This window comes from Pandoraea sp. PE-S2R-1 (genome assembly GCF_002179865.1).
Classification (GTDB): Bacteria; Pseudomonadota; Gammaproteobacteria; order Burkholderiales; family Burkholderiaceae; genus Pandoraea.
The window spans coordinates 510,396-524,835 of the sequence record NZ_NGUR01000007.1 but is presented as its reverse complement, the minus strand read 5'-3'; the positions used below and the strand labels follow the sequence as shown (position 1 = coordinate 524,835).

11 protein-coding genes are annotated in these 14,440 nt (G+C 63.9%); 3 read left to right on the top strand and 8 right to left on the bottom strand.

Annotated elements, in window-relative coordinates:
* The first annotated feature begins 273 nt into the window (after positions 1–273).
* Positions 274–1,425, top strand: coding sequence for a glycerate kinase (locus tag CDV44_RS04995; RefSeq protein ID WP_087686927.1), 1,152 nt, complete (start codon positions 274–276; stop codon positions 1,423–1,425).
* 14 nt (positions 1,426–1,439) lie between these two features.
* Here the strand turns inward: CDV44_RS04995 and CDV44_RS04990 are convergent, their stop codons facing one another.
* Together CDV44_RS04990 and CDV44_RS04985 are read right to left on the bottom strand one after the other, a co-directional pair.
* Positions 1,440–1,826: a VOC family protein gene (locus tag CDV44_RS04990; RefSeq protein ID WP_087686926.1), complete on the bottom strand. Its 387-nt coding sequence runs from the start codon at positions 1,824–1,826 to the stop codon at positions 1,440–1,442.
* A gap of 42 nt (positions 1,827–1,868) precedes the next feature.
* Entirely contained in the window at positions 1,869–2,774 is a 906-nt protein-coding gene (locus CDV44_RS04985; RefSeq protein ID WP_087686925.1) for a LysR family transcriptional regulator, read from the bottom strand.
* A 202-nt stretch (positions 2,775–2,976) separates the two neighbouring features.
* Here CDV44_RS04985 and CDV44_RS04980 point away from each other — a divergent pair, with 202 nt between their 5' ends.
* Positions 2,977–4,158 carry an MFS transporter gene (locus CDV44_RS04980; protein WP_087686924.1) on the top strand — a complete coding sequence of 394 codons (1,182 nt, stop codon included), beginning with the start codon at positions 2,977–2,979 and terminating at the stop codon, positions 4,156–4,158.
* A gap of 14 nt (positions 4,159–4,172) precedes the next feature.
* Here the strand turns inward: CDV44_RS04980 and CDV44_RS04975 are convergent, their stop codons facing one another.
* The 5 genes from CDV44_RS04975 to prpB all read right to left on the bottom strand — a co-directional run bounded on the left by CDV44_RS04975 (position 4,173) and on the right by prpB (position 11,753).
* Positions 4,173–5,621 carry a bifunctional 2-methylcitrate dehydratase/aconitate hydratase gene (locus CDV44_RS04975; RefSeq protein WP_087686923.1) on the bottom strand — a complete coding sequence of 483 codons (1,449 nt, stop codon included), beginning with the start codon at positions 5,619–5,621 and terminating at the stop codon, positions 4,173–4,175.
* A gap of 167 nt (positions 5,622–5,788) precedes the next feature.
* Positions 5,789–6,982, bottom strand: coding sequence for a 2-methylaconitate cis-trans isomerase PrpF (prpF, locus tag CDV44_RS04970; protein WP_087686922.1), 1,194 nt, complete (start codon positions 6,980–6,982; stop codon positions 5,789–5,791).
* 28 nt (positions 6,983–7,010) lie between these two features.
* The gene (gene acnD / locus CDV44_RS04965) at positions 7,011–9,623 is read right to left on the bottom strand and encodes a Fe/S-dependent 2-methylisocitrate dehydratase AcnD (RefSeq protein WP_170935875.1); all 2,613 of its coding nucleotides are present in this window, start codon (positions 9,621–9,623) and stop codon (positions 7,011–7,013) included.
* Positions 9,624–9,685: 62 nt separating this feature from the next.
* Complete coding sequence (gene prpC, locus CDV44_RS04960) at positions 9,686–10,837, bottom strand: 2-methylcitrate synthase (protein ID WP_087686920.1); 1,152 nt, start codon at positions 10,835–10,837, stop codon at positions 9,686–9,688.
* A 25-nt stretch (positions 10,838–10,862) separates the two neighbouring features.
* Positions 10,863–11,753, bottom strand: coding sequence for a methylisocitrate lyase (gene prpB / locus CDV44_RS04955; protein ID WP_058378019.1), 891 nt, complete (start codon positions 11,751–11,753; stop codon positions 10,863–10,865).
* Positions 11,754–12,184: 431 nt separating this feature from the next.
* Here prpB and prpR point away from each other — a divergent pair, with 431 nt between their 5' ends.
* Positions 12,185–14,263, top strand: a complete 2,079-nt coding sequence (gene prpR, locus CDV44_RS04950; RefSeq protein ID WP_249277408.1) for a propionate catabolism operon regulatory protein PrpR — start codon at positions 12,185–12,187, stop codon at positions 14,261–14,263.
* Here the strand turns inward: prpR and CDV44_RS27985 are convergent.
* The gene (locus CDV44_RS27985) at positions 14,260–14,424 is read right to left on the bottom strand and encodes a hypothetical protein (protein WP_157125726.1); all 165 of its coding nucleotides are present in this window, start codon (positions 14,422–14,424) and stop codon (positions 14,260–14,262) included. The genes prpR and CDV44_RS27985 overlap by 4 nt on opposite strands.
* Positions 14,425–14,440 lie beyond the last annotated feature (16 nt).

Below are 14,440 nucleotides of genomic sequence, written 5' to 3'. Positions count from 1 at the left end.
AGCATGGCAATTCACGCAATGCGCGGTGGCCCGAATCGCGTATATTGCTGGTTTCTGTCACACTGCGCCGCGCCGCCTCGGGGCTGACAATTCCCCGAGAAAACGCAAGATCCGCAAGATCCAGCACGTGAGAGCCAGCCTCGCCGGTCTCCGGACAAACCGTCCGGCCGGTCGGTCCGCCACAAGCGGACGCCTTGGCGGGCCACGCTCCGGCCAAGCGCTGCGGCACCAGCCAGTGACTCTGTCCAACCTATTCCGACCATCCCGATTGCCATGTCCAGCAATGCGCAAGCCCCGATCATCGTCATCGCCCCCGATTCGTTCAAAGGTTCGCTGAGCGCGCCCGAAGTTGCGCGCGCGATTGCGGCCGGCATTGCCCGCGTGCTACCGCAGGCCGAGATCCGGTTGCGGCCGATGGCCGACGGCGGCGAAGGCACGCTCGAAGCGCTGCTCTCCGCGGGCGGGCGTCGCGTGCCGCTGTCGGTGCGCGGTGCCGGTCAGGCATCGGTCACCGCCGAGTACGGCGTCATGCCGGACGGCACGGGCGTGCTCGAGAGTGCGAATGTCGTGAGCATCACCGATCCGGTGGGTATGCAAACGCCCGTGGCCGAGCGCTCGACCGTGGGGCTGGGCGAACTGTTGCGTGCGCTGCTCGATACCGGCGCACGCCGCGTGCTGATCGGTCTGGGTGGCAGCAGCACCAATGACGGCGGTGCAGGCTTGCTGGTCGGCCTCGGCGCCCGTCTGCTCGACGAAGCCGGTGAGGCAGTGCCGCCGGTGCCGGCCGCGCTGCACCGTGTGGCGTCGATCGATCTGAACGGACTCGATGGCCGTCTGAAGGACTGCGAACTGATTGCGATGTCCGATGTGAACAATCCGCTGAACGGATCGCAGGGCGCGACGGCGATTTTCGGGCCGCAGAAAGGCGTGAGCGAGTCGCAAGTCGAACCACTCGATCGCGCGATTGCGCACTTCGCCGGGCATGCGCACCGCGCGTTCAGCGCCAATGAGGCGGCGAGCCGTGCCGGTGCCGGTGCCGCCGGTGGTCTGGGCTTTGCACTGCACCTGCTGGGTGCGCAGTTCCGCTCCGGCGCCGAAGTGGTCGCCGAACGTGTGGGCCTGCCGCAAGCGGTGGAGGGTGCCGACTGGTTGATCACCGGCGAAGGCCGCAGCGACGGTCAGACGCTCTCGGGCAAGACACCGATGATCGCCGCGCAAGTCGCCATCAAGGCCGGTGCTACCGCTTCGTTACTCTCGGGTGCCATCGACCGCACCGCACTGGAGAGCCTCTCGCGCGTGTTCTCGGGATGCTTCTCGCTGACCTTCGGGCCGACCACGCTGGAAAAGGCGATCGCCGATGCTGCCGGTCTGCTGACCGACAGCGCCGAGCAGATGACTCGCTTGCGCTACACGCACAAGGGCTAAGTCCGGCGACGCGCTCAATCGGACGCGTAGCAGACGGCTTCGACGTTGTGCCCGTCCGGGTCGATCACAAACGCGGCGTAGTAGTTGGGGCCGTAACGCTCGCGCAGGCCGGGGCCACCGTTATCGGTGCCCCCTGCTGCCACGGCCGCCCGATGGAACGCATCGACGATATGCCGCGCCGGTACACGAAAGGCCACGTGCAACGCGGGCCGGTTCGGCGTGCCGCGACTGATCCAGAAGTCGGGGTGGCCGTTCTCTCCATACCCCGCAATATCGGTGTTCCCCGTCTCCGCCGCCGACTTCTCGGCAATCAGCGAATAACCGATGGCCGCCAGTGCGCCCCGATAGAACGCGCGGCTCGTCGCGAAATCGCTAACCATCACTTCCATGTGATCGATCATCCGAAAGCTCCTTGTCAGTCTGAAATTTGCTGAACGGCAATGTCAACGCGCATCAGGCGCGATGCGCGCACGAAGTCGCGGCGTCACAAAATCGAGAAATGCGCGCAGCTTGAGCGGGAGCGGGGTCTGCCCTTTGTGGACAAGGCTGACCGGTAGCGGTGCCGATTCGAAGTCGTCCAGTACCACGCGCAATGTATCGTCCTGCAACGCCTGCGCGACCTGATAGGACAGCACCCGCACGAGCCCGACGCCGAGCACTGCCGCCGAGATGGCCGCCTCCGCCGTGTTGACCGCCAGGCGCGAGTGAATCGGAATCGACTGCTCACCTTTGCCCGCGCCGAACACCCACGCGCGCCGTGATGCCAGCACTTCGAATGTGATGCACGCATGGCCCGCAAGTTCACGCGGCTTTGCGGGTGTGCCGTGGTTTGCCAAATAGGCCGGACTCGCGCAGATCACCCGGCGCACCGTGCCAATGCCCGCCGCCACCAGCGAGCTGTCGGGCAACTCGCCGATGCGCAACGCGACATCGGTGTGCTCGTCCATCAGATGCACGACGCGGTCGGTCAGCACCAGACTCACATCGATCTCCGGATATTGCGCGAGAAATTCGGCCAGCACCGGCAACACATGCAAGCGCCCGAAAACCACCGGTGCGGTCACCACCAGTTCGCCTTTCGGCGTGGCGTACTCCCCGGTGGCAGCGCGCTCGGCCTCGCCGACCTCTTCAAGAATCCTGCGGCACGCCGCCACGTAAGAAGCCCCCGCTTCCGTCAGCGACAACTGGCGCGTCGTGCGATGCAACAGCCGCGTTTTCAGATGCGCCTCCAGTTCCCCCACCTTGCGGCTGACGGTTGCCAACGGCATGTCGAGCCGGCGCGCCGCGGCCGACAGGCTGCCCGCATCGACCACGGCAATCAAGATGGACATCGACTCTAGCCGGTTCATGGATCCTACCGAATTTTGGAAAGATGATTCCCGATCGTGATGGATTCTCTCTCTGGATGCAAGCGCGTAGTGTTGCGGCTAAGGGTTCTGCGTGCGCGGCGACACGAGACATCGCGCCGGCGCCAGGACCCATCCATCGATATTTCAGGAGCCCATCGTGCGCGAACCTACTCTCCGGACACCACCGCATCCCGCGCCCGAAATGGCATCGCGCGGCAAGATCGTCATGATGGCGATCATCGCAGGTGCGGTCGTCACCAACATCTATTGCACGCAGCCGATCCTACCGCTGATCGCCAAGAATCTCGGGGTTGATCTGACAACGGTCGATCTCGTTGCCGCTGCGGCGCTGCTCGGCTTCTCGACCGGGCTCGCGCTGCTGCTGCCGCTCGGCGACCGTTACGACCGCCGCAAACTCGTGCTGACGCAGATCGCCCTCGCCTTCGTGTTTGCCGCAACCGCCGCCGCCGCACCGGGCATCTGGGCGCTGATTGCCGCGTCGTTCGGTCTGGGCATTGTGAGTTGCGTGCCACAACAACTGGTGCCGTTCGCCGCCGTGATGTCGCCGCCGAGCCAGCGCGGACGTTCGGTCGGCACCGTCGTGAGTGGCATCATGGTCGGCATTCTGCTGGGCCGCACGATTGCAGGCGCCGTCGGTGAGGCGTACGGCTGGCGAGCGGTGTATGCGCTCGAAGCGGCATTCATGATTCCGGTCTTCATCGCAGCCGCCTCGTTGCTGCCGAAGGGCGTGCCGAGCACGAACCTGTCGTACGGCAAGTTGCTGGCGTCGCTCTGGCCGTTGATGCGCGACAACCGGCCGATTCGCGAATCGATGATTATTCAGTCGCTGCTGTGGGCCTGTTTCAATGCCTTCTGGGTGAATCTGGCGGCCTTGCTTGCCGACGGCCCGTGGCATCTTGGCAGCGCATGGGCCGGTGGCTTCGGCATCATCGGCGCAGCCGGCGCATTCGCTGCGTCGTTCGGCGGACGGGCGACCGACAAGATCGGACCGCGTGGCGTGATTGCCGCCAGTATCGGTATCGTGACCCTGGCGTATGTGTTGCTGGGCGGCGCGCAGACGTCGCTGGCCTTGCTGGTGATTGGCGTGGTGGTGCTCGACATCGGCGTGCAGGCCGGGTTGGTGTCGAATCAGACGCGGGCATTTGCCGTCGATCCGAAGGCACAAGGCCGCATCAACAGCCTATACATGACGGCCACATTCTTTGGCGGCGCGGTAGGTGCCACGCTCAGCGGTTGGTTGATGACGCGTTACGGCTGGACCGGCATCGTCTGGTTCGGTATCGCGCTGGGGGTGACGGCACTCGCCATCCACTGGCTCGGCACACCGCGCCGCACGGCGCAGGCCGGTGCGAGCGCGGAATGAGTTGACCCACAGCGTCACACCATCAGATCCACAAACTTGTGCACGGGCATCGCTTCGAGTCGCTGTTGATCCAGCGCCACCTCGAGAATGCGAGCCTGTGCACGCGCTGCGAATCGGCGCGCCAGATTCGTCTTGAATTTCTCCACGAGTAGCGGAATCCCTTCATCGCGCCGACGCTTATGACCGATGGGATATTCGACAAGCACTTCTGCCAGCGTAGTACCGTCGTTGAAGGTCACCGTCAAGCCATTGGCAATCGAACGCTTGTCCGGGTCGTGATAGTCGCGCGTGAACTGGGGATCTTCCACGCAAACGATTCTGGCGCGCAGCGCATCGATACGCGGATCGGCCGCCACCACGTCTTCGTAATCGTTTGCCGTGAGCCGGCCGAAGAGCAGCGGCACGGCCACCATGTATTGAATGCAGTGGTCGCGATCGGCCGGATTCGACAATGGCCCCTGCTTGTCGATGATCCGGATCGCGGCCGCGTGCGTGCGGATGGTCACCGACTGAATATCCTCCGCATTACGCCCCGCGTTCTGCAACTGCTGGTGCAGCGTCATCGCCGCCTCGGCCGCCGTCTGCGCGTGGAACTCTGCCGGGAAAGAGATTTTGAACAGCACGTTCTCCATCACATACGACGCATAGGGCCGCTGGAATGCGAACGGCTTGCCCTTGAACAGCACGTCGTAGAAGCCCCACGTTTTCGCCGTCAACACCGACGGATAGCCCATTTCACCCGCGCGCGCCATCAACGCAAGACGCACTGCGCGACTCGTGGCATCGCCCGCAGCCCATGACTTGCGGCTGCCGGTGTTCGGCGCGTGCCGGTACGTGCGCAGACTCTGGCCGTCGACAAACGCTAGCGACAACGCGTTGATCAACTCGTCACGCGTGAGGCCGAGCATTTCGCCGACCACCGCCGTCGACGCCACTTTCACCAGCACCACGTGATCGAGCCCGACCTGATTGAACGAATTCTCAAGTGCCAGACAGCCCTGAATTTCATGGGCCTTGATCATCGCCGCGAGCACATGACGCATCGTCAGCGGGTTGCCGCCTTCCGCGACGGCCGTGCGCGAAAGCCAGTCGGCGGTCATGAGAATGCCGCCGAGATTGTCCGACGGATGGCCCCATTCGGCGGCGAGCCATGTGTCGTTGAAGTCGAGCCACCGGATCATCGCGCCCAGACTGAACGCGGCCTGCACCGGATCGAGCTGATAAGGCGTGCCCGGCACCTTCGCGCCGTTCGGCACCACCGTGCCCGGCACGATTGGCCCGAGCAATTTGGTGCAGGCGGGGTATGACAACGCCTCGAAGCCGCAGCCCAGCGTATCGATCAGGCAGTTGCGGGCGGTGTCGAAGGCGAGATCGCTGCGGATCTCGTAAGTGAGGACGTAGTCGACAATGTCGGTGAGTACCTTGTCGGGTGCGGGACGCACATTCGAAATGCCAGCGGACATCGGCTGCCTCCTGTGGCTCGTGTGGCTCGTGTGGCTCGTGTGACGTTTGATCAACACCGCCCGGCACTGAAACCTCCGCAGCAGCGTTTCGTGATTCCCAATGATAAGCGGCTGACAAGCGCAACGCTTGCCAGCCGCCGAAACCCGCTACCGTCGTAGCACTGCCGTCAGAACGCGTCGCCCGGAATCCGTACCCAGCCTTCCATCAACACGCGTGCGCTGCGGCTCATGATCGCCTTGGTGACCGTCCACTCGCCATCGACCTGACCGGCCTCGGCGCCCACGCGCAGCGTGCCGGACGGATGCCCGAACCGCACCGCACTGCGCTCGCCGCCGCCTGCCGCGAGATTGACCAGCGTGCCCGGAATCGATGCCGCCGCGCCGATGCATACGGCTGCCGTGCCCATCATCGCGTGATGCAGTTTGCCCATCGACAACGCGCGCACCAGCAAATCCACGTCGCCTGCCTTCACGGCCTTGCCACTCGACGCCGTGTAATCGGCCGGCTTTGCCACGAACGCCACCTTCGGCGTGTGCTGACGCTTTGCCGCCTCCGACACGTCCTTGATCAGGCCCATGCGAATCGCCCCATGGGCACGAATCGTCTCGAACATGGTGAGGGCCTTCGCGTCGCTGTTGATCGCGTCCTGCAACTCGGTGCCCCGGTAACCGATGTCCTCGGCATTGAGGAAAATCGTCGGGATGCCCGCGTTGATCATCGTCGCCTTGAAGGTGCCGACACCCGGCACTTCGAGATCGTCGATGAGATGCCCCGTCGGGAACATCGCCCCGCCGCCGTCACCCTCTTCTTCCGCGGCCGGGTCGAGGAATTCGAGTTGCACTTCGGCGGCCGGGAACGTCACGCCGTCGAGTTCGAAGTCGCCCGTCTCCTGCACCGCACCGGCCGTCATCGGCACGTGCGCGACGATCGTCTTGCCGATGTTCGCCTGCCAGATGCGCACGACAGCCACGCCATCGTGCGGCACGCGCGACGCATCGATCAGCCCGGCGCTGATGGAGAACGGCCCCACGGCGGCCGACAGATTGCCGCAGTTGCCGCTCCAGTCGACAAACTGCTGATCGATCGACACTTGCCCGAACAAGTAGTCCACATCGTGACCGGGGCGCTCGCTCCTCGCGATAATCACCGTCTTGCTGGTGCTCGACGTGGCCCCGCCCATGCCGTCGATCTGCTTGCCATACGGATCGGGGCTGCCGATCACACGCATGAGCAACGCGTCGCGCGCGGCGCCCGGCACTTGCGCCGCGGCGGGCAGGTCTTGCAGGCGAAAGAACACGCCCTTGCTGGTACCGCCACGCATATACGTGGCGGGAATGCGGATTTGCGGCTGATGCGCCATCTCGTTTCTCCTCGGTGCTTCGCTTGATTCAGGCCGAAGCGCCCGCATGTGACGACTCCAGAAAGTCCTGCGCGAAGCGTTGCAGCACGCCGCCCGCTTCGTAGATCGAGACTTCTTCCGCAGTATCCAGACGGCAGGTCACCGGTACCTCTACGCGCTCGTCACGGCCGTTCTTATGGCGATGAATCACCAGCGTGAGATCGGCGCGCGGCGTGCGCTCGCCAATGACGTCGAACGTTTCCGTGCCGTCGATACCCAGCGTCTTGCGATCGGTGCCCGGCTTGAACTCCAGCGGCAGCACGCCCATACCGACCAGATTGGTGCGGTGAATGCGCTCGAAACCCTCGGCCACAATCGCCTCGGTGCCCGCCAGACGCACGCCCTTGGCCGCCCAGTCACGCGACGACCCTTGGCCGTAGTCGGCCCCGGCAATCACGATCAGCGGCTGCTTGCGCGCCATGTATGTCTCGATGGCTTCCCACATACGCGTGACCTTGCCTTCCGGCTCGATGCGCGCGAGCGAGCCCGCCTTGACCTGCCCGTCGACTACCACCATCTCGTTCTTGAGCGTCGGGTTGGCGAACGTCGCACGCTGTGCCGTCAAGTGATCGCCACGGTGCGTCGCGTACGAGTTGAAGTCTTCTTCCGGCAGCCCCATCTTCGTCAGATACTCGCCCGCCGCGCTATCGGCCATGATGGCGTTCGACGGCGAGAGGTGATCGGTGGTGATGTTGTCGCCCAGCACGGCCAGCGCACGCATGCCCTTGAGCGAGCGCTCGCCCGCCAACGCGCCTTCCCAATACGGCGGACGGCGAATGTACGTGCTCATCTCGCGCCAGTCGTACAGCGGGTCGGCACGCTCGCCGTTATCGACCGACGCTGCGAACATCGGCTCGTACACGCGGCGGAACTGCTCCGGCTTCACGCTCTGCGCAATGATGCTGTCGATCTCTTCGTCGCTCGGCCACAGGTCGGCCAACTTCACCGAGCGGCCGTTGCCGTCGACACCGAGCACATCCTTCTCGATATCGAAACGGATCGTGCCCGCAATCGCATAAGCCACGACCAGCGGCGGCGATGCCAGAAACGCCTGCTTGGCATACGGGTGAATGCGGCCGTCGAAGTTGCGGTTGCCCGACAGCACGGCCGTAGCGTACAGATCGCGCGCGACGATTTCTTTCTGAATCACCGGATCGAGCGCACCCGACATGCCGTTGCACGACGTGCAGGCATAGGCGACCACGCCGAAGCCGAGTTGCTCCAGTTCCGGCAGCAGACCGGCGGCTTCCAGATACAACGTGACGGCTTTCGAACCGGGTGCGAGCGAGCTCTTCACCCACGGCTTGCGCGTGAGGCCTGCGCGGTTGGCGTTGCGGGCGAACAACCCGGCCGCAATCATGTTGCGCGGGTTGTTGGTGTTCGTGCAGCTGGTGATGGCCGCGATGATGACGGCGCCGTCGGGCATCAGGCCCGGCTCGTTCTCGACCTTGCCGCTGATGCCGCGCTCGGCCAGTTCACTCGTCGGTACACGCTTGTGCGGGTTCGACGGCCCGGCGATGTTGCGCACGACGCTCGACAGATCGAACGTCAGCACGCGCTCGTACTGCGCGCCGGTCAGCGTGTCGGCCCACAAGCCCGTCTGCTTGGCATAGGTCTCGACCAGTTCGACCAATGCGTCGTCGCGGCCCGTCAGCTTCAGGTACTTGATGGTTTGCGCGTCGATGTAGAACATCGCCGCCGTCGCGCCGAATTCAGGCGCCATGTTCGAGATCGTTGCGCGGTCGCCCAGCGTCAGGTTGGCAGCGCCCTCACCGTAGAACTCCAGATACGCCGACACTACTTTCGACTTGCGCAGGAATTCGGTCAGCGCGAGCACGATGTCGGTGGCCGTAATGCCCGGCTGCGGCTTGCCCGTCAGTTCCACACCGACGATATCCGGCAGACGCATCCACGACGCGCGGCCCAGCATCACGCTCTCGGCTTCGAGGCCACCAACGCCAATGGCAATCACGCCCAGCGCATCGACCATCGGGGTATGCGAGTCGGTGCCCACGAGCGTGTCGGGATACGCCACGCCCTGATTCACCTGAACCACGGGGCTCATGCGCTCCAGATTGATCTGGTGCAGGATGCCGTTGCCCGGGGGAATCACGTCGACGTTCTTGAACGCCTTCTTGGTCCAGTTGATGAAGTCGAAACGGTCCTCGTTGCGACGGTCTTCAATGGCGCGGTTCTTCGCGAACGCATCCGGATCGAACCCGCCGCATTCGACGGCAAGCGAGTGATCGACCACGAGTTGTGTCGGCACGACAGGGTTGACCAGCGCCGGGTCGCCGCCTTGCGCCGCGATGGCATCGCGCAGGCCGGCGAGATCGACGAGGGCCGTCTGGCCGAGAATGTCGTGGCAGACCACGCGGGCGGGGAACCACGGGAAATCCAGATCCCGGCGTCGCTCGATCAGTTGTTTGAGCGACTCGGTCAGCGCCGCCGGGTCGCAGCGGCGCACCAGGTTTTCGGCAAGCACACGCGAGGTGTAGGGCAGCGTGTCGTAAGCCCCCGGGGCAATCGCCTCGACGGCGGCCCGGGCGTCGAAATAGTCGAGCGACGTCCCGGGCAGGGATTTACGGTAGTCGGTATTCATCATTTGTGAGGAAGTTATAAGTCCGGCAAGTCCGACAAGTCCGACCTTAAGCCGGACAGCGCTCAGCGCTTTTCGATCGGCACGAACTTCTGATCTTCCGGCCCGGTGTAGTTGGCGCTCGGACGAATGATCTTGTTGTCGATGCGCTGCTCGATGATGTGCGCGCTCCAGCCCGACGTGCGTGCGATCACGAACAACGGCGTGAACATCGCGGTCGGCACACCCATCATGTGGTAGCTCACGGCACTGAACCAGTCCAGATTCGGGAACATCTTCTTGACGTCCCACATCACCGTCTCGAGACGCTCGGCAATGTCGTACATCTTCGTGTTCTGCTGATCCTTCGACAGCTCGTGCGCCACTTCCTTGATCACCTTGTTGCGCGGATCGCTCACGGTGTAGACCGGATGACCGAAGCCGATGATCACTTCCTTGTTTTCCACGCGGGCGCGGATGTCGGCTTCCGCCTCATCCGGCGAGTCGTAGCGCTTCTGAATCTCGAACGCCACTTCGTTGGCGCCGCCATGCTTCGGGCCGCGCAGTGCGCCAATAGCGCCCGTGATGGCCGAATGGATGTCCGACCCCGTGCCCGAAATCACACGCGCCGTAAACGTCGACGCGTTGAATTCGTGCTCGGCGTAAAGAATCAGCGAGGTGTGCATCGCACGCACCCACAGGTCGGACGGCTTCTCGCCATGCAGCAGGTGCAGGAAGTGTCCGCCGATGCTGTCGTCGTCCGTTTCCACGTCGATGCGCACGCCGTTCTGGCTGAAGTGGAACCAGTACAGCAGCATCGAGCCGAAGCTGGCCATCAGGCGGTCGGCGATATCGCGCGCGCCCGGGATGTTGTGATCGTCTTTCTCCGGCAGCACCGTGCCGAGCACCGACACGCCAGTGCGCATCACGTCCATCGGGTGCGCCGCAGCGGGCACGGCTTCCAGCGCCGTCTTGACCGCAGCGGGCAGCCCGCGCAGCGACTTCAACTTGGCCTTGTAGCCCTTGAGTTCGGGCACCGTCGGCAGCTTGCCGTAGACCAGCAGGTAGGCGATTTCTTCGAATTCCGAGGTCTGGGCCAGATCCAGAATATCGTAGCCACGGTAGTGCAGATCGTTACCCGAACGGCCCACCGTACACAGCGCGGTGTTACCGGCGGTCACGCCCGACAGGGCCACGGACTTCTTGGGCTTGAAACCGGTTGCAGTCGTCTCGCTCATGCTTTCCTCCAGATCAGGGGTTCGGTTATTTCTGTTGTGCGAACAGGGCGTCGAGCTTCTGTTCATAAGCGTGGTAGCCGATGCTCTCGTAGAGCTCGGCGCGCGTTTGCATCGTGTCGAGTACGGCCTTTTGCGTGCCGTCGCGACGAATCGTGTGATAGACGTTCTGCGCTGCCTTGTTCATGGCGCGGAACGCCGACAACGGGTACAGCACCAGACCGACTTGCGCGCTCTTGAGTTCTTCGACGGTGAAGAGCGGCGTCGAGCCGAATTCGGTGATGTTGGCCAGCACCGGCACCTTCACGGCATCGGAGAACTGGCGATACATCGGCAGTTCGGTCATGGCTTCGGGGAAGATCATGTCGGCACCGGCTTCGACACACGCACATGCGCGATCGATCGCCGCTTGCAGGCCTTCGACGGCCAGCGCATCGGTACGCGCCATGATCACGAAGTTCTCATCCGTGCGGGCATCGACGGCGGCCTTGATACGGTCGACCATTTCCTGCTGGGTCACGATCGCTTTGCCGGGACGGTGGCCGCAACGCTTGGCACCGACCTGATCTTCAATGTGCATCGCACCTGCGCCGAACTTGATCAGCGATTGCACGGTGCGCGCGATGTTGAACGCCGACGGGCCGAAACCGGTGTCGACATCCACCAGCAGCGGCAGATCGCATACGTCGGTGATGCGGCGCACGTCGGTAAGCACGTCATCGAGCGTGGAAATCCCCAGATCGGGCAAGCCCAGCGAACCGGCAGCGACACCGCCGCCGGACAGATAGATCGCCTTGAAGCCCGCGGCTTTCGCCAGCAAGGCGTGATTGGCGTTGATCGCGCCGACAACCTGCAACGGTTGCTCGGTCTTGACGGCCTCGCGGAAGGCGGCGCCGGCCGAACGAATGGTATGCGTCACTTGAGTCCCTCGGTCGTGTTGCGCCTGATGGCATCGACCACCGGCGTTCGATGGCGATGACCGCAGGCGCGGTGAGTGTGTGTTGATGCGTGCGGGTGCCGTCTGTACTGCCCGAAACGGCGAATAGTTCTTGGGTAGCGGCTTGTAGATAGCAATGGGCGTGCCAGCGAGCGGCCTCACTGCGGCGGCAATTCTCGCCTCGCCGCTAACACATTCATTTAGCAGCGGAAATTTGGCGCGCTTGTGACGTTTACGTCAAGTGCCGCGAGGCTCGGTCTCGCTTGGCAATTTCCCATATGTCGCAATGCGTTTCATTTTGAAACATGAAATGGAACATTTGAGACATCGTGCTACGATAACGCGATTCGTTTCACGGCGATAGCGGGATGTTGCCCCCCTTCCTGCGTCGCCAAGCCACTCAGGATCTGCGTATGCCCGCCTCCACCTCCGACGCTTCCCGTCTGCCGCTTGCATTGTCGCGCTCAGGCATTGCCTTGCCTGCCACCGCCGTGCGCAAGCCGGTGATCTGGGCGGTCGGCATCAGCAAGCTCGGCGAGTTGTATCGCGACATCGTTCCCGACTACGCAGCGCAGGCCGACGTGGAGATCATCGACAAGGGTTACGAAGCGGTCATCGAAGCGCTTGAGCGGCTTCCCGCAGGCAGTGTCGACGGTATCGTCGCGGCGGGCTCGAACGGGGCCTTTCTGCGCGAGCGTGTCGCGTTGCCCGTGGTGCTCGTCAAAGTGACCGGCTTCGACGTGATGCATGCGCTGGCGCGCGCACGCCGCGCGCTGCCCTCGACGTCGCCGGCCTCGCGCATCGCCCTTGTGTCCTATGCACGCCCGGCGCCGGAATTCGAGCGCTTCAAGCATGCCTTCGGCCTCGACATTTCACAGCACGCCTATCTCGATGCGCACGATGCTGACGACCTTGTTCACCGTCTGCGCGATGAGGGCGCGGAAGTCATCGTCGGCCCCGGCCTCGTGACCGAACTCGCCGAACGCGCGGGTCTCACCGGCGTGTTTCTGTATTCGCAGGACTCCGTGCGCGCTGCCTTCGATACGGCGCTTGAAGTGGCTCGCTTCGGGCGCATTGAAGCGCAACGCCGCGAGCGGCTCGACACGGTGCTGCGCCACCTTCGCGAAGGCGTCGCGGCGGTCGATCTGAACGGACGCATTGAAGCGATGAATGCGTCGATGGCGGGCATGCTGGGCGTGACAGTTGCCGACGTCGTCGGCCGGCCGCTCGACTCCATTGCCCCCGGGCTCGACATTTCCCGCACGCTGGAAAGCGCGAGCGCGGAACTGGAGGCGATCGTCACGATGGCGGGCAAGACGTGGGTCGTCAACCGCATTCCGCTGCTCGATCAGGGCACGCTTACGGGGGCACTGCTCACTTGTCAGGATTCACAAGCGTTTGCGCGGGTGGACCGCTCGTTGCGCTCACGGCATCGGCCACGCCATCTGGTGGCACGCTACCGGCTCGACGACCTGATCGGCGACTCGGCGGCCATGACACAAGTGCGCGCCCTCGCACGCCGCTATGCGCAAACCGATTCGACCGTGCTGGTGCACGGCGAGAGCGGCACCGGCAAGGAGTTGCTGGCGCAAGGCATTCATAACGCGAGCCGGCGGCGCGACTATCCGTTCGTCGCGATCAACTGCGCGGCATTTCCCGAGACATTGCTGGAAAGCGAGTTGTTCGGTTACGAGGACGGCGCGTTCTCCGGCGCACGGCGCGGCGGCAAGGCGGGGTTGTTCGAGACCGCCCATAACGGCACGATCTTTCTCGATGAAATCGGCGAAATGCCGATGCCGTTACAGACGCGTTTGCTGCGCGTGTTGCAGGAGCGGGAAGTGCTGCGCTTGGGCGCCAACGAACCGATTCCGTGTGACGTTCGGGTGATTGCTGCGACGCACCGCGATTTGCGCCAGCAAGTGGCAGCCGGTGTGTTTCGCGAGGACTTGTATTACCGGCTCAACATCCTGCGCATGGTGCTGCCGCCGCTGCGCGAGCGCATGGAGGATTTGCCGCGTCTCACGCCCCTGTTTCTCGAACGGGCGCTTGCGCGGGCAGGGGCGCGCATGAGCGTCGATGCGCTGCAAGCCTCGCTGTTGCCGCTGCTCGCCATGTATCGCTGGCCGGGCAATGTGCGCGAGTTGGAGAACCTGCTGGAGCGTATTGCGGTGGTGTGTGCCGACGTCGTGAATGCGCGCGAAATCAGCCGTGCGCGATTGATCGAGATTGCGCCGGAGTTGGGCGGCGCGGCGGAGTCCGAGACTTCGCGGGATTTGCAGGATGTTTCAAAAACGAACGGCGGCCGGGAAATACGTGCGAACGCAGATCAGGCGAACACACCTGCCGAGGCGCCGCTGACCGGCCGTGAACGCCGCGCTGCCGCCGAACTTGAGCGCATTCACACGACGCTTGCCGCCTGCGGTGGTGACCGCATGGCGGCATGCGAAGCGCTGGGCATCAGCCGTTCGACGCTGTGGCGCAAGCTGCGTTAATGCTGGTGGCGGATACGCTCCCACATATCGTGCCAGTCGAGGCGTTTGTGCTCGGGGCCTGACTCGTCGTGGTGCGTCACCCAGAAGTGATCTACGAGCATGCCGATCGCGAAACCCACCAGTAGCGCTACCAGCATCATCGAGACATTGATCATGGACATGGCAACCTCCTGTCGA

Coding starts and splice junctions, on each gene's coding strand:
- CDV44_RS04975 (WP_087686923.1), bottom strand. CDS start 5,621: ATGTCCGCTGGCATTTCGAATGTGCGTCCCGCACCCGACAAGGTACTC.
- acnD (WP_170935875.1), bottom strand. CDS start 9,623: ATGAATACCGACTACCGTAAATCCCTGCCCGGGACGTCGCTCGACTAT.
- CDV44_RS04985 (WP_087686925.1), bottom strand. CDS start 2,774: ATGAACCGGCTAGAGTCGATGTCCATCTTGATTGCCGTGGTCGATGCG.
- CDV44_RS27985 (WP_157125726.1), bottom strand. CDS start 14,424: ATGTCCATGATCAATGTCTCGATGATGCTGGTAGCGCTACTGGTGGGT.
- prpR (WP_249277408.1), top strand. CDS start 12,185: ATGCCCGCCTCCACCTCCGACGCTTCCCGTCTGCCGCTTGCATTGTCG.
- CDV44_RS04980 (WP_087686924.1), top strand. CDS start 2,977: ATGGCATCGCGCGGCAAGATCGTCATGATGGCGATCATCGCAGGTGCG.
- CDV44_RS04995 (WP_087686927.1), top strand. CDS start 274: ATGTCCAGCAATGCGCAAGCCCCGATCATCGTCATCGCCCCCGATTCG.
- prpF (WP_087686922.1), bottom strand. CDS start 6,982: ATGGCGCATCAGCCGCAAATCCGCATTCCCGCCACGTATATGCGTGGC.
- prpC (WP_087686920.1), bottom strand. CDS start 10,837: ATGAGCGAGACGACTGCAACCGGTTTCAAGCCCAAGAAGTCCGTGGCC.
- CDV44_RS04990 (WP_087686926.1), bottom strand. CDS start 1,826: ATGATCGATCACATGGAAGTGATGGTTAGCGATTTCGCGACGAGCCGC.